The sequence below is a fragment of the Crateriforma spongiae genome (assembly GCF_012290005.1).
GTDB lineage: Bacteria > Planctomycetota > Planctomycetia > Pirellulales > Pirellulaceae > Crateriforma > Crateriforma spongiae.
On record NZ_JAAXMS010000003.1, the window covers coordinates 32,114 to 52,428 of the forward strand.

At 59.6% G+C, this 20,315-nt stretch carries 18 protein-coding genes; 8 read left to right on the top strand and 10 right to left on the bottom strand.

The window, feature by feature from the left end; all coding sequences use genetic code 11:
• Nucleotides 1-140 precede the first annotated feature (140 nt).
• Nucleotides 141-1,196, top strand: a complete 1,056-nt coding sequence (locus HFP54_RS08195; RefSeq protein WP_168564783.1) for a hypothetical protein — start codon at nucleotides 141-143, stop codon at nucleotides 1,194-1,196.
• Between the two features lie 93 nt (nucleotides 1,197-1,289).
• Nucleotides 1,290-3,458 (top strand): hypothetical protein, encoded by a 2,169-nt coding sequence (locus HFP54_RS08200; RefSeq protein WP_168564784.1) that lies wholly within the window; start codon nucleotides 1,290-1,292, stop codon nucleotides 3,456-3,458.
• Nucleotides 3,459-3,473: 15 nt separating this feature from the next.
• Here the strand turns inward: HFP54_RS08200 and HFP54_RS08205 are convergent, their stop codons facing one another.
• From HFP54_RS08205 to HFP54_RS08215, 3 genes are all read right to left on the bottom strand, one after another.
• Complete coding sequence (locus tag HFP54_RS08205) at nucleotides 3,474-4,721, bottom strand: PQQ-dependent sugar dehydrogenase (RefSeq protein WP_168564785.1); 1,248 nt, start codon at nucleotides 4,719-4,721, stop codon at nucleotides 3,474-3,476.
• A 184-nt stretch (nucleotides 4,722-4,905) separates the two neighbouring features.
• Nucleotides 4,906-5,547, bottom strand: a complete 642-nt coding sequence (locus tag HFP54_RS08210; RefSeq protein ID WP_146415643.1) for an FKBP-type peptidyl-prolyl cis-trans isomerase — start codon at nucleotides 5,545-5,547, stop codon at nucleotides 4,906-4,908.
• A gap of 276 nt (nucleotides 5,548-5,823) precedes the next feature.
• A complete protein-coding gene (locus HFP54_RS08215) occupies nucleotides 5,824-6,867 on the bottom strand; it encodes a serine/threonine protein kinase (protein WP_168564786.1) in 1,044 nt (347 codons plus the stop codon).
• Nucleotides 6,868-7,179: 312 nt separating this feature from the next.
• Here HFP54_RS08215 and panB point away from each other — a divergent pair, with 312 nt between their 5' ends.
• On the top strand, nucleotides 7,180-7,986 hold the full coding sequence (gene panB / locus HFP54_RS08220; RefSeq protein WP_168564787.1) for a 3-methyl-2-oxobutanoate hydroxymethyltransferase: 807 nt from the start codon (nucleotides 7,180-7,182) through the stop codon (nucleotides 7,984-7,986).
• Nucleotides 7,983-8,687: a 6-phosphogluconolactonase gene (pgl, locus tag HFP54_RS08225; protein ID WP_168564788.1), complete on the top strand. Its 705-nt coding sequence runs from the start codon at nucleotides 7,983-7,985 to the stop codon at nucleotides 8,685-8,687. Before panB ends, pgl begins: the two co-directional genes overlap by 4 nt.
• A gap of 42 nt (nucleotides 8,688-8,729) precedes the next feature.
• Here pgl and HFP54_RS08230 read toward each other — a convergent pair whose 3' ends face one another.
• The 7 genes from HFP54_RS08230 to HFP54_RS08255 form a co-directional block, all read right to left on the bottom strand.
• Nucleotides 8,730-9,347 carry an RrF2 family transcriptional regulator gene (locus HFP54_RS08230; protein WP_235951476.1) on the bottom strand — a complete coding sequence of 206 codons (618 nt, stop codon included), beginning with the start codon at nucleotides 9,345-9,347 and terminating at the stop codon, nucleotides 8,730-8,732.
• 35 nt (nucleotides 9,348-9,382) lie between these two features.
• On the bottom strand, nucleotides 9,383-9,736 hold the full coding sequence (locus tag HFP54_RS25205; protein ID WP_206036111.1) for a hypothetical protein: 354 nt from the start codon (nucleotides 9,734-9,736) through the stop codon (nucleotides 9,383-9,385).
• Between the two features lie 54 nt (nucleotides 9,737-9,790).
• On the bottom strand, nucleotides 9,791-11,425 hold the full coding sequence (locus HFP54_RS08235; RefSeq protein ID WP_206036112.1) for a PQQ-binding-like beta-propeller repeat protein: 1,635 nt from the start codon (nucleotides 11,423-11,425) through the stop codon (nucleotides 9,791-9,793).
• Nucleotides 11,426-11,593: 168 nt separating this feature from the next.
• Nucleotides 11,594-12,985: a DUF1501 domain-containing protein gene (locus HFP54_RS08240; protein WP_168564789.1), complete on the bottom strand. Its 1,392-nt coding sequence runs from the start codon at nucleotides 12,983-12,985 to the stop codon at nucleotides 11,594-11,596.
• Nucleotides 12,986-13,051: 66 nt separating this feature from the next.
• Nucleotides 13,052-15,907: a DUF1549 domain-containing protein gene (locus tag HFP54_RS08245; protein ID WP_168564790.1), complete on the bottom strand. Its 2,856-nt coding sequence runs from the start codon at nucleotides 15,905-15,907 to the stop codon at nucleotides 13,052-13,054.
• Nucleotides 15,908-16,005: 98 nt separating this feature from the next.
• Nucleotides 16,006-16,239 carry a putative signal transducing protein gene (locus tag HFP54_RS08250; RefSeq protein ID WP_146415636.1) on the bottom strand — a complete coding sequence of 78 codons (234 nt, stop codon included), beginning with the start codon at nucleotides 16,237-16,239 and terminating at the stop codon, nucleotides 16,006-16,008.
• Complete coding sequence (locus tag HFP54_RS08255; RefSeq protein WP_168564791.1) at nucleotides 16,236-17,429, bottom strand: hypothetical protein; 1,194 nt, start codon at nucleotides 17,427-17,429, stop codon at nucleotides 16,236-16,238. Before HFP54_RS08255 ends, HFP54_RS08250 begins: the two co-directional genes overlap by 4 nt.
• Nucleotides 17,430-17,749: 320 nt before the next feature.
• Here HFP54_RS08255 and HFP54_RS08260 point away from each other — a divergent pair, with 320 nt between their 5' ends.
• The 4 genes from HFP54_RS08260 to HFP54_RS08275 all read left to right on the top strand — a co-directional run bounded on the left by HFP54_RS08260 (nucleotide 17,750) and on the right by HFP54_RS08275 (nucleotide 20,314).
• Entirely contained in the window at nucleotides 17,750-18,226 is a 477-nt protein-coding gene (locus HFP54_RS08260) for a hypothetical protein (RefSeq protein WP_146415634.1), read from the top strand.
• Between the two features lie 56 nt (nucleotides 18,227-18,282).
• Nucleotides 18,283-18,756, top strand: a complete 474-nt coding sequence (locus HFP54_RS08265; RefSeq protein ID WP_168564792.1) for a TadE/TadG family type IV pilus assembly protein — start codon at nucleotides 18,283-18,285, stop codon at nucleotides 18,754-18,756.
• An 86-nt stretch (nucleotides 18,757-18,842) separates the two neighbouring features.
• A complete protein-coding gene (locus tag HFP54_RS08270; protein ID WP_235951478.1) occupies nucleotides 18,843-19,865 on the top strand; it encodes a vWA domain-containing protein in 1,023 nt (340 codons plus the stop codon).
• Between the two features lie 89 nt (nucleotides 19,866-19,954).
• A complete protein-coding gene (locus HFP54_RS08275) occupies nucleotides 19,955-20,314 on the top strand; it encodes a TadE family protein (protein ID WP_235951481.1) in 360 nt (119 codons plus the stop codon).
• Nucleotide 20,315: the final 1 nt, after the last annotated feature.

Here is a 20,315-nt window from a genome sequence, read left to right on the forward strand (position 1 = left end):
TCGTTTTTGCCCGGCCGAAGGAAGCCCCGTAGAATTGAAAGTGCCCGATGGTCTTGCGTTTGAGACCATTCGGACACTTTTCTTATGCACGTGGGAATCCGGCAATGATGGTCCGAAATGCTTCAACAAGCCGATGCCGAATGGTTGTGATCGTCGGCATCACCGCAGCCATCGGATTCACGCAGGCGATGACCTCTGAACCGGTCGATGCACAGACCACTTCGCCCGTCGCACCGCCGCGTCCCACGCTAAAGACGATGCGGCGTCCACCCAAACCGGCGCCCAAGCCGGATCGTCCGCGACCTCGTCCCGATCGACCGGGCTATGGTCGCCCGGGGCGGGATATCAATGTGCATATCTATCCGAACTATGGATACGGCCTGGGCTATGGCGGTTATCCACTGGGGTTCCGCTATGATCCCTACTCGGGTTACGGCGAATACACCTATCCATATTCCACCTACGGCTATGGATACGGGTACAGCTACAACGGCTTTGGAAATGCGTTTTCGGCCGCCCGCGTTCCATTGGCACCCCAGGTCGTCCCCGCACCTCAAGTTGTGCCGGCACCGGTGGTCGTTCCGCAGCGACCGGCGGGACCACAACTGGTCGATACCGAAGTGGTCGCCAAGCCGCCGTTGCAGCCGGTTCAAGCAGAATTGGTCAACACCGGTCCGCGAGAGATTCAGGTGACGCTGACGGATCTGCGACGTCCGGAAAACCCCCAGCAGTTTCGCGTCGCACCGGGGCAGAGTGTCAGCGTGACGATCGAGCGGGACGGTGGCAGCGAAGAAGTGCAGGTCTATGACACTTACGATGCACTGGGCCGTCCTTACAGTCGGACCGTGCGGCATGATATTGCACCGGAGGTCTGGTATGAGATCACCGTGCACCAGTGGGCGATGCAGTCGGTCGCCATTGACCGAACCGGTAAGAGCCCGAACGTGATCGAAGACGTGAATTTTCAGGGCAAGGGTGTCGGACGGTTCAGCTTGCCCGCGGGCCAACGGTTCCGTGGCGGACGCGTCGATGTGTACGGAGCCGCCAAGGCCGCCGATAACGCGGGCACGATCATTCCGCTGGTCGACGATGCGCCGCCACCGGGAACGCCACCGCGTGATAACGCGTCGAAATTGGAACGCGCCGTTCTGGACGCGCAGCGCGAAGCCATGCAGCGGATGCGTTCCGGACGTTAATGATTGACAGGCCATCTTTTCGGCCAGGGCTTGGTGTATTCTGACAACGCTGTTGTCGGTCAATCGTTCTTGCAAATCCTGGCGAATTTTTTGATGGGAATGTCAATTTTTGATATGCGGTTTGGCGGCCGCAAGTTTGCGATTCATCAAGCTGTTGCCGTCGCATTGTGCGGTATCACGACCTTGCTTTGGATGTCGGCGGTTTCGGCGGAAGTGTTGCTGACGGCAACCGACGAAGGCATCGTGATCACACAAGACGGCGATGACTGGGCGATGGCATCGCCCGCCGATGGGCTTTGGACGATCGGAACGGGTTGGTCCAAACAGGCCCCACAGGCTTGGCACCACGCATCGCCGATCCACACGCAAACACTGGGACCATGGACGCATTTCACCGGTACGGTGCAGACCCCCGATGGTCCTTGGCGTGTCAGCGATCAATATCGCATCGATGACAACGGCTTGATCCATGCCAAGCGTCGTTGGCAATACCTCGGTGATGCGCCCAGTGGGCCAGTCGTGTTATCGGTCCGGTATCGTGTCAGCCCGCGTGGCGACGATTCACTGAAGCCGTTTTTGCCCGGTATTCAGTACTATGGGAATCCATCGGGGACCCGCATCGATCCCACGCGTGTGCCGACTTGGCAATCCGATCCAGGGTTTTCGGCGCTGTACCAAGAACACCGGTACCCGATGCCCTTTGCCGCCGCGATCGATTCCGGACGTGGCGTTGCGGCATTACACAGTCGGCCGTCAAAGTTGCCCGCCGCGGCACGGGACGATTTGTGGTGGTCGTTGGGGCTGATTCAACGCGAGGACGGTGTCGAATTGACGCTGCAAAGCGGGCCGGTGGCCACCAACGGTTTGCCGGGAATGGCAAAGGCACGCCAGACCAAGCTGTTGCCATTTGACGATGCACACTTGGTTGCGGTTAAGCCGGGCACGGTGATCGAGAAACAGTTTTGGATTCAGTTGGCCGATGCGCCCGTGGTTGGTCACGAGTTTCAAAAGCCACTTTGGACATCCATCGACTTGTTTGATCCGGTCGCCGATCGGTCAATGCCCGCGATCGAAGACGTCATGTCGGCCAAGCTTCGCGACACGTTTGATCGATGGCATCAGGACGCGCATTGTCGTGGCTTTCGTACGCGTCCGCCTCAAGCCCAAAGTTGGATGATGATGGGATGGGCCGACCGCGCAGAGGTCCCCGGTCACGCGTTGTTGACGCTGGACTTGACGGGGCGGTGTGATGACCCGGCCCTGTGGAAACGTCGCGCCGCGGATTCGTTGGACTTTCTGTGCCAAGCGCCGACGGTGGGCAAGAAGGCCGATCCGATGTTTTCGATCGTCTATGACTATCAACAGCATCGCTGGCTGCAGCGAACCAATCCCCTTTCAACCGCCCAGGCGTTGACCGGGATCGCGCGGGCGATCCGCAGCGTGCGTGATCATCGTTCCGGCGATGGCGAACCGGACGTTGATGTGTCCCGTTGGGAATCGTTTCTGGCGGCACAATTGGATCTGATCCGCGACCGGGTCGGGCGTGCCGATTGGCACCCCGTTTCGACCAACGAAGCGTTTGCAATCGCGCCGTTGGTTTTGGGCAGCAAATTGATGCAGCGTGAAGATTGGATGGATGCCGCGCGGCGGTTGGCCGACCATACGATCGATCGTCATTTGACGATGGTCGAACCCTATTGGGGCGGCACGTTGGATGCGCGTTGCGAAGACAAGGAAGGGGCGTGGGCCGCATTGCAAGGATTCGCGGCTTTGTACGAATCCACCGGAGAGAAGCGATACCTGGACGCCGCCGTTCACGCGGCGGATGTCTGTCTGAGTTACTTGTACGTTTGGGACGTCGATTTGCCGCCGGGACGATTGGCCGACCAAGCCGTCAAGACGCGTGGCTGGACGGACGTGTCGGTTCAGAACCAACACTTGGATGTGTTCGGCGTTGTTTTTACCCCCGTCATCTGGCAACTGGGCGACTGGACCGGCGATTCACGTTATCACCAGCTGGCACAAGTCATGTTGGTCAGTTGCGGTCAAATGACGGACCTGGCCACGGGGGTTCAAGGCGAACAGTTGTTCCAGACCAACTACCAACAACACGATGCCGGGGAAACGATCGCGGGGATGCGGGGCGGTTACAGCGAAGCTTGGAACATCTACTGGATCACCGCCCACTTCCTGACCGCCGCTGCGGAATTCCAGCGGCTGGGTGTGGATTGGCGTTCGTTTCCCGTTTGCACCGATGATTGACGGGCAGACGGATCGCTACTTCGCGACGAACTTGTAGATGCGACCGCCGCCGGATTGCGTGGTCATCAACACTTCGCCGTCATCGGTTTGACCGAACGTGAAGACCGGCAGATGGGACCAAGTGATCTCGCGATTCTCGGTCACCGTTTGGCTGCCCTTGTCGTATTTCATCGCCCAGACCTTGCCCGACACATAGTCGCCGTAAAGGTAGTAACCGTCCAGTTGCGGTGTTTGTTTGCCGCGGTACACCGCGCCACCGGTGACCGATTTACCCCAGTCATCGGTGTGTGGATATTCGATCAGCGGTTCGATCAAATCGGGCCGCGGGCCGGATCCTTTGCCGCCGCCCAGAGTGAATTTGTGCGACGCTTCACGAAGGCTCCAGCCATAGTTGCCGCCTTTGCGGATCAGGTTGACTTCTTCCCATTCGTTCTGGCCGACATCGGCGGCCCACAAATCGCCATTGGCCGGATCGAATGACATGCGCCAAATGTTGCGGATGCCCCAGGCATAGATTTCCGGCCATGCTTTGTCTTTGCCCACCAAAGGGTTGTCGGTGGGAATGCCATAAGGCAATCCTCCGGTTCGCGTGTCGACATCGATTCGCAAAATGGAGCCCAGCAACTTGCTGACATCTTGTCCGGACTTCAGCGGGTCATTTGCTTTGCCGCCGTCACCGAGTCCGACGTACAGGTATCCGTCGGGGCCGAACACCAGAGTTCCACCGTTGTGATTCCAAAACGGTTGTTGGATTCGCATCAGTTCGCGTTCACTGCGTGGGTCACCCTGGTTGGGATCATCGCCGCGTACCGAAAACTCGCTGATGATCGAAACGTGGGGACGCTCACTGGTGGTGTAGTAGACGTAGAACTTGCCGTTGTCTTTGAACTTCGGATGAAACGCCAAGCCTAGAAAGCCTTCTTCGTTTTCACGGTCCTTGTACGAGACCGCTTCGTTGATGTCCATGAACAAGTCGGCTTCTTCGACTTCGCTGTCCTGTTGGTCGAAGACATAAATTTCACCGGTTTGCGAGGCGACGAACAGACGACCGCTGCCGTCACCGGCGCCGGTCAAGACCACCGGACGGCTGATCCGCAAATTCGGATAAGCGTCGACGATCTGGATCGGCATCGGATCCGTGTTCAGCGATGACGGCGGATCGGCCAGGTTGATCGTCGGGCTGGCGGCAAAGCCCAGACCGGATGTCAACGTGGTCGCCGCAGCGGCGACGGTGGCAAGCAAGATTCGGCGGGGTGATTTCATCAAAGGCTTCTGCGTTGGGCGGGGAAACGGAGAATTGGAGGAACGGAACCGGGCACCGGACACGAAAAACTCCTGCCAAGAATAATCGCTGGCAGGAGTCGTCGCGTGGTTCACAGTGTAACCCGTTCGACACCGCGGGGATTAACCATTTGGCGGCATCGGACGGATCAGCCGATCGGGACGGCTAAGGGATTTCGATCAATTCGACTTCGAAGATCAGCACTTCGTTGGGGCCGATGACCGGACCCTGACCGCGTGGGCCATAAGCCAGATCCGACGGGATGGTGACGATGGCTTTTTCACCGACCTTCATTTTTTGCAGCGCGATTTGCCAGCCCTTGATGACGCGGCCCAGTTCAAACGTGATCGGTTCGCCACGTTGGACCGAACTGTCGAACACGGTGCCGTCGATCAGTTTGCCCGTGTAATGGACGGTGACTCGGTCCGACACGCTGGGCGATGCACCTTCGCCCGCCTTGGTCGTCTTGATTTGGACGCCGCCGTCCAATTTGCGAACGCCTTCGGTCTTGGCGTTCTTTTCCATGTAGGCTTCGCCCTTTTCTTTGTTCATCGCTGCGCGGTCTTGGACGCGTTTTTGCATCATCGCTTGCAGCTTGCCTTGGGCCTCGCGCAGTTGTTCTTCGGTCAGTTGCGGATCTTTCTTCGCCAGGGCATCAAGCAAGCCTTGGGCGAAGACGTCGATGTCGAAATCCTTGGCTTCGAAACCTTGTTGTGCCATCGACCCGCCGATGTCCAGGCCTAGAAAATAGGCGATCGGATCCGATTTGGCGTCGGGCGTTTCTTGTGACATGGCAGTTTGGGACATGGCGGCAATGCCGAGGGAAAGAGCGAGCGAGCCAATCGCCAAGCCGTGCCGGAGGGAGGTGGAAAGGGACATGAAGGAAGTGATTCCTGCGGGTCGCGTCGGGAAATTGAGCCGACCCGGCGAGCAGCGAACGGAATCGGTGACTCGGGCCGGTGGCACCGTCGGTGCCGGGGTGATAGGAGCGCAGAATAACTGTAGCCCCGGCAAAATGCCATGCGGTGCGATCGGCCGGCCCCCCAAGTCATCGATCAGCCGGCCGGTCTATCAGAGCGGATCCTAGGACTGGGCCATCATCAGCGCACCAATCAACCCGGCGACCACTGCGACGATCGCCGCCAGCCGGCCCCAACTGACGTCTGCCCGTGGCCCGCCCCCCATGCGGCCGCGGATCTGCTTCTCCAGCATTCGGCGTCCCCCCTCGGTCGCGCTGGACGCAGCGACGTCGGCCGGATCGTCGTGGCCGACCGAATCCGGGCTGGAATCCAGCGGAGCATCCAGGTGGTACTTTTCGCCGATCTCCAGCATCACGCCTTGGACGGATCGGGCATTGAATGGCCGGTCCTCGGGGTCTTTCGCCAACAGTTCGTTGATCACTTCGTCCAATTCGGGCGGACAGTCGCCGACCAGATCACGGGCCCGCGGCGGCGCGGCTCGTAAATGCTGTTCGAATAATTGGGCAAAGTTTTCGCCAAGAAACGGTTTGCGCCCGGTCAGCATTTCCATCACGCAGCATCCCAACGCGTACAAATCCGTTTTGCCGCTGATCAACGCATCGCCGGTAATCTGTTCGGGCGACATGTAAGCGTGGGTGCCCACGGTCAGCCCGCTGCTGGTCAGGTCGGCAGAATGCAGGTCGCGCGCGATCCCGAAATCACCCAACTTGACGACGGCGTCGGTTGTCAAAAACAGATTCCCCGGCTTCAAATCGCGATGGATCACGCCATGGTTGTGGGCGTACTGCAGGGCAGAACAGATCTGGCGCGTCACGTCGACGACCGACGGCCAAGGCAGCGGCCCATTGGATTCCAACAGGTCTTTGACCGTCCCGCCGTCGACCAATTCCATGATGTAATACAGCCCGCCGTCGATCTCTCCGCCGCCGTAACAGGCCACAATGTTCGGGTGACGCAAACGCTGCAGGATCGTTGTCTCCCGTTCGAAACGGGCCCGGATCAGCGGATCTCGGCTGACACCAGGATGCAACTTTTTGATGGCAACGCGGTATCCCGTGTCGCGTTCGGTCGCCAGATAGATCGTCCCGACCGTTCCCGCGCCGACGACCTGTCCCAGGTCGTAATCGTCAATGGTCGGCGAGTGCATGGGGAATGGATCCGTCGTCACAGGACTGGTAGGGACAAAAGGTGGGTATGCATTTTCTAGCGGTTATTGCGGGCTGAATCGATACCGCTGAAGGTTGTTTTCTGAGGCCTTGGTCGCCATAGCGTCTTCGTTTCCGGTCCTGTCACGGGCCATAGGGACCCAATCGCTGGGCCGATTCGGAACAGTCCGCCGCCTGGCGCGCCACCACGGGCCAAACCACGGTCTGGGCGAAGTCGTGGGGAAGTGCCAGACTGGTGCCGGAAAACGACCAACCCAGCCACCCCATCGTCCAACCAGATTAATTGGTGCCCCATGACCGCGTCGGAGATCAAACGCGTCACCACCCGAACGCTGCAGACCATGAAGTCTCGCGGCCAGCGGATTTCAATGCTGACCGCCTATGATTTCCCCACTGCGGCGGTCTTGGACGAAGCGGGCATCGATATCTTGCTGGTCGGCGATTCGCTGGCGATGGTCGTTGCCGGTCACGAAACCACCCTGCCGGTGACAATGGACCAGATGCTGTACCACGCTGAAATGGTCGGTCGCGCCACGCAGCGGGCGATGGTGGTCGTCGATCTGCCGTTCCCCGAAGGCCAACTGTCGATCGAGCAAACCCTGCAGTCCGCGTCGCGGGTGTTCAAGGAAACACGCTGTCACGCGGTCAAGTTGGAAGGCGGCGCCGAACAGGCCGCTCGAATCGAGGCCTTGGTGACCGCGGGCATCCCGGTGATGGCACACGTCGGGTTGCGACCGCAAAACATTCACGTCGATGGCGGCTATCGAATCGGCCGCGACCAACAACGCTTGGTCGACGACGCCCTGGCGGCACAAAAAGCCGGCGCGTTCGCGGTGCTGATCGAATGCGTGACCGATTCCATCGGCAAAGCGATCACCGATGCGTTGGATGTGCCGACCATCGGTATCGGCGCCGGACCCTCCACCGACGGTCAAGTGTTGGTGACTAACGACATGGTCGGCCTGACCAGTGGCTATTTGCCGACGTTTGTTCGTAAGTATGCCGACTTGCAAGACGTTTTGAAAAACGCGGCGCAGCAATATCGGAATGACGTTACCGACAACACCTTCCCCGGACCCGACGAGACATTCGAATCATGAAATCGCCCGAACGTTTGGCCTTTGAATCCGTCGAACAGCTGCAACGTCAAGCGGCAAGCGATGTTGCAGACCTGATCCGTTCGACTTTGCGTCACCGCGATTCGTTTTCCATTTCGCTCTCAGGCGGCTCGACGCCCAAGCGGATGTACGAACTGCTGGCGCAGGAATCACTGCCCTGGGATCAGGTGCATTGGTTCTGGGGCGACGAACGAAACGTCCCTCATGATCACGACGACAGTAATTACAAGATGGTCAAAACGGCTTGGCTGGACCAAATCGATGCACCGGAGTCGAATGTGCATCCGGTGCCCGTGAAGGTGTCCGATCCACAGGCGGCGGCAAAGGCATACCAGTATGAAATCTTGGAACACTTTGGGGACCTGCCACCACGCTGGGACTTGGTCCTGCTGGGGATGGGCGATGATGCCCACACCGCTTCCTTGTTTCCGCAAACCGACGCAATCGGTGTGGACGACCAAACCTTTGTCGCCAACTGGGTACCCAAGCTGGACGCCTATCGGTACACGCTGACGTACCCCGCAATCAACTCGGGTGCAAGTGTCTGGTTTGTCGTGGCGGGGGCTGGTAAGAAGCAGGCGTTTGCACAGGTCACCCACCACGATATCGATGTACGCAATTACCCGGCTCAACTGGTGCGCCCCGACCGTTGGTACCTGACCAGCGACGTCCTGGGGGAATAATCGAGGTCGCCCTTAGGTGGCCGCTTCGGTTGGTCGAACCGGTCAGGTTGCCAGTGTCGAATGTTGGTCCGGGTCCGTTGTCGGACGCGACGAAAGCGATCGGGCGGCGGCATCGCCGGAAGAGCCGGCGTCTTCGGTCGGGCGTTGGCACAGTGGTTTGCTGCCACCGGTATCACGAATCATGTCCGCAATGGTCGTGTCACCAAAGGTTTCTTCGACCAAACGTCCGGCTTCGTCCAGCCGCCGGTGCAGCGGACACAGGGCTTCGCCGTGCAGGTTCACCGGGCAAGTGTGGAAACGCTGGATCGGGTCAATCGCGTTGATGACTTCCAGTGCGGTTAGGGATTCCGGCCGACGCCTCAGCGAAAATCCGCCCCGCAGGCCTCGCTGGGACTGCACCAATTCCGCTCGCGAGAGCGCTTGCATGACTTTGGACAAATAGCCGGCGGGAACGTGCGTCGCCTGGGCGATCATTGCGGTGGTCCTGGCCCCGTCCTGGTCGGCTAAGTACACGACCGCACGAAGCGCGTACTCGGTTGTCTGCGAAATCATCAGCCCACGGTGCCCGGTGCTCAACTGGCCTGGCAAACGGCAGCCGGCGTGCTTGGCCGGCCCGTTGCTCAATTGGAAAGCCCCCAAGACCGAGGGCGGTCGTCGCAAGGCTAGGCAGCATCGTGACTGTCGTCAATCATGCGTCAGTCCGGCGAGCGTACTGTGAACCGACCAAAAATGAAAAACTGGATGTTGACATCCAGTTTTTCATTTGTCATAAGAATTCCACACAAGAGGGGGCACCCGTTGATGATCAGCTGGCCCCCTGGACCTTGTGTTTTGCTCGGAACATCGGGGAAGGATCTTCGAATGGCTTCCGGGCCGACATCCCGCGTGTTTGCACGGACGTGACCGGCACGGCGGGATTTTTCATGCGCGGTCGGCGGCCTCGGAAGCGATTCTGTGCGGCCAGTCCGATCCCGATCATCGATCTGGATCATCGACGAAGTCGCCGAAAAAATGGTTTCGTCTGAGTAGACACCTGGGCCGATGTTCACGTCGGGCGTCGGCTCCAATTGGCAACCCTGGGGGGCAACCAGACGAAGGCCTGTTCAGGACGCCGATTCCGGTCGCTGTGGACGCTCCGGTCGACTGTCTTCACGGTCACCACCGCCGCCGAATCCTCCCCGGCCGCCACCGCCACCGCCGAATCCACCGCGACCGCCCGCACCGCCGCGTCCGCCGCCCCCGAATCCACCGCGACCGCCGCCGCCGAATCCACCGCGACCGCCGCCGCCACGGTTGCCAAATCCCCCACGTCCGCCCCCTGAGCCGCGCCCGCCGAATCCAGGTCCGCCGGGGCCACGACCGCCGGCATCGGTGGCAGCGACTTCGATGGAATTGTCTGCCGGATCGACCGTTTCGTTTTCGTCGGTGACGCAGTACAGGTGTTTGTTGCTGCGAAGAAGCAAGCGACCTTGGGCCACGGCGGGGGTGCCGCCAAAGGTTTCGGCATCGGCCGTGACGCGGTTGACGCCCAACAGTTCGGCTTCATCACCCAAGCGATAAACGAACGCTTGGCCCGAACCGTTGACATAGATCAGCTTGCCATCGGCGATGATGGGCGACCCATAATCTTGCGACCCCATGCCACCGCCACGCGAAGCACCTTCCAATCGGTTTTGGGTGACCTTATCGCCGGTTTCCGGATCGATCACCGTCAGCACGCCACCGGCGACCAAGTACAGGTTCTTTCCGTCAAAGACGGGCGACCCGAAGCGTGCCGAATCGCGACCGGTCCAATCGACTTGGCTGTCGGTCACATCACCGTTGCCGCCCGCTTGCACCGATGCACTGCCGCCGCCGCGTCCGGTAAACGCAAAGACTCGGTGACCGTCGGCAACGGCGCTGGAATGGGCCTGTTCGGCGTCGGATGTCGCCGCATACCAACGCAGCTTTCCGGTTCGCGGATCCAAGCCCCAGACCTCCTTCGGCACGCTCATCACCAAATCCGTTCTCTGGTCGTCGATCTGGACCAACAGTGGTGTGCCCCACATGCCGTCCAGACCTTCCGCCTCCTGTCGCCACACTTCTTTACCGGTGGCTTTGTCGACCGCGACGATCGCTTGGCTTTCGGCCGAAGCGGTCACGATCACGGTGTCTTCGAACAAGATCGGACTGGAGGATGAACCCCATTTCCAGGGATCGGATTCTTTACCCAGCGGGACGTTCCAAAGCGGATTGCCGTCCAAGTCGAAAGCGTGCAAGCCGCTTTTGCCGAAGTACGCATAGACGTTCTTGCCGTCGCTGACCGGGGTGTGCGATGCGTAACCATGGGCGGTCACGCCGATGCCGGTGTAGGGATCTTCGGGTTGTGCCGCGGGGACGTCTTTTTGCCACAGTGGCTCGCCTGTTCGCAGATCGACGCAAACCAAGTGACGAACCAAATCATTGATGTCGCCGGGATCCTGGCGGTCCAAGCCGTATCCACTGTAAGCCGTCACGAAGACACGGTCGCCGACCACGATCGGGCTGGAAACACCGGCACCCGGCAAAGCCGTTTTCCAGGCCACGTTTGCTTTGGGCGACCATTGTTCGGGCAGTGAACCGCCGTCGTTGCTGACGCCGGATCCGTTGGGACCACGAAACCGATTCCAGTCGTCGGCGCTGACGGACAGCATCGGCGTCGCCGCCAGAAGTCCCCCCAACGCGAACAACCGCCAGCCCCGATTAAAACGTCGATTCATCAAGCCATCCCCGCGATCGTTGTGCGAAAAGATTTTCCGAAAAGTGCGGTCCGCTGACCGCGTGCCGGAATTGAACACCGGCACGTCACGAGGGTAACGGCGGAATGTCGGAAAGCGTCCAAAATGAACGACGCACGCGCAAAATGCGTCACCCGCTTCAGCAAACGATCAGGCGATCAGTTCATCGATGACCTGGCCGCCGAACTGGCTGAGCTGTTTGAAGCGTCCGGCGTGATAGTACGTCAGTCGGTTGTCATCCAGTCCCAGCAACCGCAGCAACGTGACATGAAAATCGCGGATGTGGTGAACGCATTCGACCGCCTCGCCACCGATTTCATCAGTCGCTCCGATAACGTGCCCCGCTTTGACGCCGCCGCCGGCCATCCAAATGGTCATCGCGTTGGGGTTGTGGTCGCGTCCATAGGCCAATCCGCCACCGCGGACACCATTGTCCGGCGTCCGCCCGAATTCGCCCATCCAAACGATCAAGGTTTCTTCCAGCAATCCACGTTGTTTCAAGTCGGCGATCAAGGCAGCGATCGGACGATCGACCGCGGGAATCAACGCACCGTGTGCCTTGGCCAAGTAGTCATGGGAATCCCAGGTGCTGGCATAAACCTGAACAAACCTCACACCCTTTTCGACCAATTTGCGAGCCAACAAGCATCGGCGCGCAAAGTTGTCCGTTGGCTGAACCCCCACGCCGTATTCGCGCAGCGTCTGTTCCGATTCGTCGTCGATATTCAAGACCTCGGGAACTTGCATCTGCATGCGAAACGCCAGTTCGTAATTCATCATTCGAGCCTTCAGGTCTTCATGGCTCGGGTGCAACGATGCGTGTCGTTCATTCAGCTGCTGTAGAAAATCCAAGTTTTCACGTTGGTGTTGTCGGGTGACACCGTCCGGCGGGGCAATGTCCAGGATCGGTGATCCTTTGGGACGCAGCGGCGTGCCCTGCAATGACGTCGGCAGATAACCGTTCGACCAGTTGGCCGAACCGCCTTGGGGATACGCCAATTCGGGCAATACGATGAAGCCTGGAAGATCCTTGTTCGGGCTGCCCAGACCATAGTTCACCCACGCCCCGATTGACGGATCACCGCCAAATCGGTTTCCCGTGTTGACGTGATAGTTGGCCGTCGGATGGTTGACCGATTCGACTTGACATCCGCGATAAAAACAAAGGTCGTCGGCGACCTTGGGCAAATGTTGCCAAGGTTGGCTCATCGGAATGCCCGCCTGTCCGACGCGGCGGAACTTGAACGGGCTTTCGACGTAGTAGCGTGTGCCGCCGCTCATCGCAGATTGTTGTTCCCCCTGACGCTGAAACTTCTTCAGGTGCAACCGGTTCAACGTCGGCTTGGGGTCGAACGTATCGATGTGCGACGGGCCGCCTTCCATGTAAAGAAAGATGCAATGCTTTGCCTTGGCGTCCGAGAAATGAGGCTGCCGCTGATGCGATTGCCCAGCGGTGTCCTGGTTCGCGTCGGCCAACATCGCGGTGAACGCGGCCGACCCGAGCGAAGCCGAAAGACCGTACAGAAAATCGCGGCGCAGCATGGGGACGATCGGTGTTGGAAGGTGACAATTGCAGGGGCGAAGCGGCGGGTAGGCGACAGCCGACCGCTAGTACACGTACATGAACTCGTTCGTGTTCAAAATCATCAAAGCGACATCGGCCAACGCGCGGACATCGGCGGCGACGTCCGCCGGAAGCAGGTCCGGGACATAGTCGTCGTGGCCAAACAATCGCTCGGTGAATTGGAAAGGTTTCCCCGTGTTTTCATCGATCGCTTCACGCACGACTTTTTCAGGGCGATCCGCGCGTCCGACGGTTGTCTTTTGGTGCCAGGGAATCATGCGATCCCAGTGGGCGATCGACCATTCGATTTCTTCATCGGACGGCGGACGTTGTAGCGTCAGTTCGAACAATCGACGGATCACCGCCTTGCGATCGTCTGATTCGACGTCTCGGCAAACACGATCGGCCAATGCCAATGCGCGGTCGTTGGTTTCTTCGCTGTTGATCAATGTGAATGCTTGTGGTGTGACATTGCTTTGGTCACGCAGTTCGCACGACGTTTCGGACCCGGGTTGGTTGAAGGTCTCCATCATCGGCATCCGTTGCCCACGCGTTCGATGCACATAGACCGAACGACGATTTCGACGCTCGGGCAACGGATCCGCCACGTAGCTGGGGGCGAAGGTGCCCATGATCATCCGAGGCTGCAACGAGGCTTCCAAGTTCATGTCCGGCCGGATCGGAATGCCACCGACGGCCGGATTCCATTCACCACTGACATGCAGCATCGCATCGCGGATTTCCTCGGCGGCCAGACGCCGCGGCAGGAACCTGGCGTACAGTTCGTCATTCGGGTCGGATTCGGCCAACAAGGCAACCGACGGATGCGACGCACTGCGGCGATACGCTTTGCTGTTGATGATCATCCGGTGCAACGATTTGATTGACCATCCCTGGTCGCGGAACTGAACGGCCAGCCAGTCCAGCAATTTCGGATGCGTCGGCTTTTTGCCCGTTGCACCGAAGTTGTTCGGATTGCCCGCGATGCCACGTCCGAAATGGTACGACCAAATGCGATTGACGATGACACGCGGCGTCAGCGGATTGTCGGCATCCACGATCCAGCGAGCCAAAGCAAGGCGTCGGCCTTTGACGGAGGATGGCATTTGACGGACAACCGTACCGGTTTCGTCGACGACGCCGGGTAATGCCGACAAGACACCGGGTGACACGGCGGGACCATCAGCAAAGGGATCGCCCCCGGTCAAAATATGACTATTTGGTGGGGGGCCCTTCATCGCGTTGGCGGGCATCTTGAAGCGGGAGTTCATTTGGTTTCCCGGTCCCCGTGTGCCGCTGTAGACCGTAAATGCGTACGGTTCATAGCGATCCATTTCCCAGTCGAACCGCATTTTCCATTTTCGGCAGATTCTTTCTTCGCCAAGTTCTTCAGGCGTCAGAAAGGGTTGGTTCAACAAATCCTCGTCGACCACGCCCGCCTTCTTTGCCGCGTTCATCGAAGGATAGGGGATGCCTTTGTCGGCTAGCCATTCCGCTTCACGTTGACGTTTGATTTTGGAAATCTCCGCCAAGTTTTGTGCGTTGTGTTCACGTCTTTGTTGGTGGTATCGCCGGTCGTGCGACATGCCGTCACGATTTTCTTCGTCGATCCAGGCCGTTTTGCGTTCCGCAAATTGGGTCGTCGCAAAGGTGGCTTGGATGCTGTAGTAATCGCGGGTCGGGATCGGGTCGAATTTGTGGTCATGGCATCGACAGCACTGTAACGGCTGTGCCAGGAACACTTGGCCGACCGAGTCGGTCACGTCATCCAGGTATTGTTGTCGCGTCACCTTCGCGACGCTCATCGCCGTGTGTTCCCACGGTCCCATCCGCAGAAAACCGGCGGCCACCAGCAATTCGGCTTGTCGTTGTTCGTCCAAATCGCCCGCTTGTTTCAATTGATCGGCCCATTCGTCTCCGGCCAATTGTTCGATCACAAATTGATCGTAGGGCTTGTCGTCGTTGAAGGACCGGATCACATAGTCGCGAAATCGCCAAGCGTTGGGACGTTCCCAGTCGTTGGCGAATCCGCTGCTGTCGGCATACCGCGTCACGTCCAACCAGTGTCGGCCCCACTGTTCCCCGTAATGTGGGCTTTCCAACAGTCGGTTGACCAACGTGGCCAATGCCGTGTCATCGTCCGCCGGGTCATTGATGAACGCGTCGACTTCTCGGGGACTGGGCGGCAATCCGATCAGATCAAAAGTAACGCGTCGGATCAGCGTACGCCGGTCCGCCGGTGGTGCGGGTTCGACGTTGCGGTCACGCATCTTTGCGTCAATAAATCCGTCGATCGAGTGATGTTCAAAGCTCCGGTGCAAAGGCTGGAATGCCCACAGGTCTTCAGGCTTGTATTTGCGTTGGGTCCAGTCATCGGCCAGCCCGCCACTGGTTCGCACGGTGACGCCTTCGGCGAAACGTTCGTAGATCTGCTGGACCCGGTCTTCGTCCGGCCATGGTGCGCCGGCGTCGACCCACGCCGCGACCGCTTGGACTTGCGTGTCGCTCAGGCGGTCGGCTTCCTTGGGCGGCATTTCATATCCGACTTCTTCGCGGGCGATCATCGCGACCAAAGCACTGTATTCGGCTTCGCCCGGCTCGATGATGGCATCACCGTATTCGTCGCCACCGGCCAGCATGGCGTCGCGTGATTGCAAGTTCAGTCCGCCCTGCAGCGGATCGGCGGCATCGCTGTGGCAACCAAAACACTTGTCGCGAAGCACGGGAAAGACGTTTAACGCGAACAGTTTCTCGCCTTCGGTGACGTCCCACGTGTCATTGGCGGCTTGCCCGCTTTCCTGACCGCCGGCCTGCAGCGCCGGGAGCGTGATCGTGAGTACGAACAAGACCAGCACCGGCCGGATCAAGGCGGCGGCGTGATAACGATTGCCTGACGACATGGACTGTCCTGGGCGTTCGGTGGCGGGGCGGGATAAGGTGGGAATGGGGATCGGCGAAGCGATCCGGTGGACTGGGCGTCGCGGCGGACCTTACGGGATTATTCTTCGACTTCTTCGATTTCCGCAATCAATTCGCGAGCTCGATCGGCTTGATCTTCCAGGGTTTTGACTTGAACCCATCCGGGGGCTTCGGCGCGAAAGCCGGCCGTGAAGCCTCCCGTGGCAATCGCTCGAATGCCGTTTTCGGCCAATACGCTGACCAAAATGTTTGCGGCGACTTCGGTCGAACGTTCGGCGACCGTTACCAGCCGTTCTTGATTCAAATCGTTCATTCGCTCTTTGCCGCCGACGGCAACTCGGGAAGGGGCGTGGCGGGAACACTTGGCACCCAGAGGTCTTCCACTTCTTGTCCGCCACAGTCACGACGCAGCAACAGATAGATGCCGCCGATCAGTCCCCAGCTTAACGCAAACGCGATCACCGCTGGCAATAATTTCAGCCCCGTAACGATCACTCCGGCGAAGCGGCTCGGTTCGACGGCGATCAAGTCGACGTTCAATCCAGGCGGTTCGGACGACGGGGCGGCATCGGTGACGATCGCAAAGGGTTCGATCACACCCGCCGCCAACTGTCCGGTGCCGGTTGCGACGATCCCCGCCAGCCAAGACACGACGGCGACGATAACCATGCCGATCAGCAGGTAAGCGACCAAGTGCAGGGGGCGACGAAAAAGGTTTTCGTAGCCTCGGCTTAGCGAATCCAGCGGGTCCGCCGAAGGCTCGTTGATGATCGCCGCCATCGCGGAGGGGACGGCGACCAGGCTGCCCATTCCCAAAATGCCCGCCGGAATCAACACCAAAAGGCACAGGACCGCCGCCGGAGCGGAAAACCAGATGGGGTCGCCCGCGATCGAAACCAACCAGGCGGCTGCCGCAACGGGAACCAGCAGAATCGCAGTGCACACGGCCGGGGTGACCATGACCAGCCACGCATGGGGCGTACGCTGCAGGGCAAGGGGGACGATGCGCGAGATCGATTCGATCGGCCGGCCAGCGGTCAGCAGAGCGCCCTGACGAGCCAACGCCAGCATCGGTGCAGTCCAACAAACGGATGTCCAGACCCACGCCGTCAGCCAAGCCAGCCAGGAGAAGCCTGCAAAGACAAGGATCAACGGATTGATCGATCCGGTCACCGTGCAAAACCAGGACAACGGTTCCGCCGCCGATCCAACCCAAGACGATGCGCCGCTGATGGAAAACCAAGGGCTCAGTGGCCCGCCAAAGATCCACAACCCGCCGCCCCAGATCAGCGATACCACCGTGACGATCAACAGCCAAGCAGGCGAACCGGCCAGCCGTAAGACGCTGACCAGTCGGATCCACGGCAACAGATCGGTCCACTGGCGGACACGGTCCAGCATGCTGCCCTCCAAATCGTGGCCGGCATGCGTTTCGACCGCGCTGGAGGGCTTCCCGGCGGGCGACTCATTGGGGGATTCGGATTGTGAGGGGGCGTCCGTCATGACGTTGAGCCGGAATCCTTGGTTGGGAACATCATTCACGACGCGAACGCAAAGTCACGTCGGGGGCGGGTCGTATTGAAAACGACGATTATCGGGCGTGTGGAGCTTTGGCAACATCCCGTCGCGGCGGAAACAACGAACGCGACCCGACGTTCGCCAGGACCAATTTCTATCCCCCCGACGTCGATGTGGCTGCACGGGGACGGTTTGTGTTCTAGCGTTCGATAAACCGGATTCCCGCCCGATCGCTGCAAACACGCAGCATTTGGATTCATCGCGGATTCCACCGACGACTCCGACCCACCGCGAACGCCAACGCCATGTCCGCATCCGCTACCACCGCCCGCCGCAAAAAGACGATCGTTGACAGCGAAGTCCAAGGAGGCATTCTGCGAAAAATCGCGCTGCACTGGGTGGCGTTGTTCTTCTGCAATACCTTGGCCCTGATGATTTGGTTGCGATTGTTCGAGCAACCCGAGGCCGGTTGGTCCGAAGCGTTCCAAGAATGCTGGACCCGATTCCTGCCCTTCTTCATCGTAACGATGACGCTGATCCCCGCCTTCATTTGGGACACCTTGAAGCTGACCAACCGATTTGCCGGTCCGATCAGCCGGTTGCGTCAAGCGCTCCGCGACGCCGGCGAAGGTCGTCCGGTGGGACCGTTGAAGTTCCGCACCAGCGATTACTGGGCGGAGATGGCGGACGACTTCAACCGACTGATTCGCCGCATCGCATCTCAGGAAGCCGGTACCGGTGCCGACTCGGACAACGGCGTTGATGCCGAAGTTGCGTCGTGATCAAGATTCTCCGGTCGTTCCGATTCAGGTTCACTCCCATTCACCAAGCGTTGCCGATGTTGTTTCCGCTTTCCACCGGTTCACCCACCGACGATCGAAAGGTGCCCGCGCGATTCCAGAACGGTTACCGAAGATCTCCGGTGCAACACCGCGCACGCCGAGGTGCTGCTGCGGTGGAGTTCGCCGTCTGTCTGCCGGTGCTGGTGTTGCTGGTATTCGGGTCGATCGAAGCATCCAGCTTCATTTTCCTGAAGCAGTCCATCAGTGTTGCCGCCTACGAAGGCGTTCGTGACGCGATTCGCAACGAAGGCAGCAATGCCACGGCACAACAGCGGATCGAAAACATCTTGAATTCACGCGGCGTCCAAGGTTACGCGGTGGCCTTTCCATCGGGCGAATCTGCCGATGCGGATCGCGGCGACGAAATCGTTGTCGAAGTCAGTGCACCCACACAGCCCAACAGTCCGCTGGCCGGGCAATTCATCGCCAATCGAACCATTCGATCACGCGTCGTGATGATCAAAGAGTGATGTGTCGACACTTGGCGAGCGTGTCACGATCGATGCTCGCCCGTTCCGTTGTCTCTGTTAACTCCAAAAATGGTTCTGTCCCAACGATGAAACGAACGGCCCCTTCCCGTCGTCGTCGCGGCGCAATGCTGGTCTTGATCGCCGTGATGCTCTTAGGCTTCATGGTGGCGGTGGCCTTTTCCGTCGACGTCGCTCAGATGCACCTGTCGCGTACTGAATTGCGAACGGCGACCGATGCGGCCGCCAAAGCCGCTGCGGCCACTTTGTCGGACACCCTGGACCGCAATCAAGCAGTTCAGCGTGGCCAGCAGATCGCCGCGGCGAACAGCGTCAACGGAGACCCGTTGGTGATTCCCGCCGGCGATTTCCAATTCGGACGCAGCCAAGAACAAAACGGCGGCCGCTACGCATTCACCGCGGACCAAGTGCCGCTAAACAGCGTGCGTGTGCTCGGACGCCGGACTGCGGATTCGCCGTCGGGGGCCGTGCCACTGTTCTTCGGAAACATCTTGGGTGTCAGTTCGTTTGAACCGGTGGCCAATGCCACGGCGACTTACATCGAACGCGATGTCGTACTGGTGGTTGACCGCAGTGGGTCGATGGCCGGTCAAAAGTTTGCGGACTTGTCCAACGCGATCAACGTCTTCGTCAACACGCTGAACAACACGCCGGTCGATGAACGAGTCGGGCTGGCTTCCTACAACGACCGTGCCAGCGAAGACGTGCAACTGACCGCCAATCTGGCGGAAATCACCGCCGCGATGGGGGCAATGCGGGTCGGAGGATTCACCAGCATTTCACGTGGGATGTCGGCCGGTCAGTCCATCATGTTGTCTGGACGATCGCCCGATTTTGTGGAACGCACGATGGTGGTGATGACCGATGGCCGGCACAACCGCGGGCCTGAACCCCGCATCGTCGCCAATCAATTGGCCGCCGACAACGTCACGATTCACACGATCACCTTTGGCGGCAACGCCGACCTGGCACGGATGCGTGAAGTCGCCACGATCGGTGGCGGCAATCACTACCACGCCGACAACGGTTTGCAGTTGGAACAGATCTATCGCGAAATCGCATTGACCCTCAGCACGATGATTACCGAATGATGTCCAAGCAAATCTTTTCGGCCGGGGATCGCTCGGCAGCACTCGTTTCCCGCCGACCAGCTTCCCGGCGTGACCGCCGTGGTGCGACCATGGTGGAATTCGCTGTGACGGCACCGATTGTGTTCCTGTTCTTTTTCGCCGCGTTCGAATTTTGCCGCGTGGCGATGATCCGCCACACGGCCGACAACGCGGTCTATGAAGCCGCTCGGATTGCAATCATCCCTGGTGGAACCGCGGCCGACGCACGTACCGAAGCGGAACGTGTGTTGGGGACCATCGGTGTCACCAATTACAACATCCAGATTCGCCCCGCCCAGATCCAACGAGATACACCGGAGATCACCGTGCAGGTCGATGTGCCGCTGGATCAAAACAGCTTTGTTCCCAACCAATTCGTCGCGGGCCGTTCGATCCGACGGGAACTGACGATGCGCCGCGAAGGCGTTTGAT

What these genes read in the sequence shown, in the direction of transcription:
- panB (WP_168564787.1), top strand. Translation starts at nt 7,180, where the DNA reads ATGACCGCGTCGGAGATCAAACGCGTCACCACCCGAACGCTGCAGACC.
- HFP54_RS08235 (WP_206036112.1), bottom strand. Translation starts at nt 11,425, where the DNA reads ATGAATCGACGTTTTAATCGGGGCTGGCGGTTGTTCGCGTTGGGGGGA.
- HFP54_RS08250 (WP_146415636.1), bottom strand. Translation starts at nt 16,239, where the DNA reads ATGAACGATTTGAATCAAGAACGGCTGGTAACGGTCGCCGAACGTTCG.
- pgl (WP_168564788.1), top strand. Translation starts at nt 7,983, where the DNA reads ATGAAATCGCCCGAACGTTTGGCCTTTGAATCCGTCGAACAGCTGCAA.
- HFP54_RS08255 (WP_168564791.1), bottom strand. Translation starts at nt 17,429, where the DNA reads ATGACGGACGCCCCCTCACAATCCGAATCCCCCAATGAGTCGCCCGCC.
- HFP54_RS08265 (WP_168564792.1), top strand. Translation starts at nt 18,283, where the DNA reads ATGTTGTTTCCGCTTTCCACCGGTTCACCCACCGACGATCGAAAGGTG.
- HFP54_RS08260 (WP_146415634.1), top strand. Translation starts at nt 17,750, where the DNA reads ATGTCCGCATCCGCTACCACCGCCCGCCGCAAAAAGACGATCGTTGAC.
- HFP54_RS08195 (WP_168564783.1), top strand. Translation starts at nt 141, where the DNA reads ATGGTTGTGATCGTCGGCATCACCGCAGCCATCGGATTCACGCAGGCG.
- HFP54_RS08275 (WP_235951481.1), top strand. Translation starts at nt 19,955, where the DNA reads ATGGTGGAATTCGCTGTGACGGCACCGATTGTGTTCCTGTTCTTTTTC.
- HFP54_RS08210 (WP_146415643.1), bottom strand. Translation starts at nt 5,547, where the DNA reads ATGTCCCAAACTGCCATGTCACAAGAAACGCCCGACGCCAAATCGGAT.
- HFP54_RS08215 (WP_168564786.1), bottom strand. Translation starts at nt 6,867, where the DNA reads ATGCACTCGCCGACCATTGACGATTACGACCTGGGACAGGTCGTCGGC.
- HFP54_RS08245 (WP_168564790.1), bottom strand. Translation starts at nt 15,907, where the DNA reads ATGTCGTCAGGCAATCGTTATCACGCCGCCGCCTTGATCCGGCCGGTG.
- HFP54_RS08200 (WP_168564784.1), top strand. Translation starts at nt 1,290, where the DNA reads ATGGGAATGTCAATTTTTGATATGCGGTTTGGCGGCCGCAAGTTTGCG.
- HFP54_RS08205 (WP_168564785.1), bottom strand. Translation starts at nt 4,721, where the DNA reads ATGAAATCACCCCGCCGAATCTTGCTTGCCACCGTCGCCGCTGCGGCG.
- HFP54_RS08240 (WP_168564789.1), bottom strand. Translation starts at nt 12,985, where the DNA reads ATGCTGCGCCGCGATTTTCTGTACGGTCTTTCGGCTTCGCTCGGGTCG.
- HFP54_RS08270 (WP_235951478.1), top strand. Translation starts at nt 18,843, where the DNA reads ATGAAACGAACGGCCCCTTCCCGTCGTCGTCGCGGCGCAATGCTGGTC.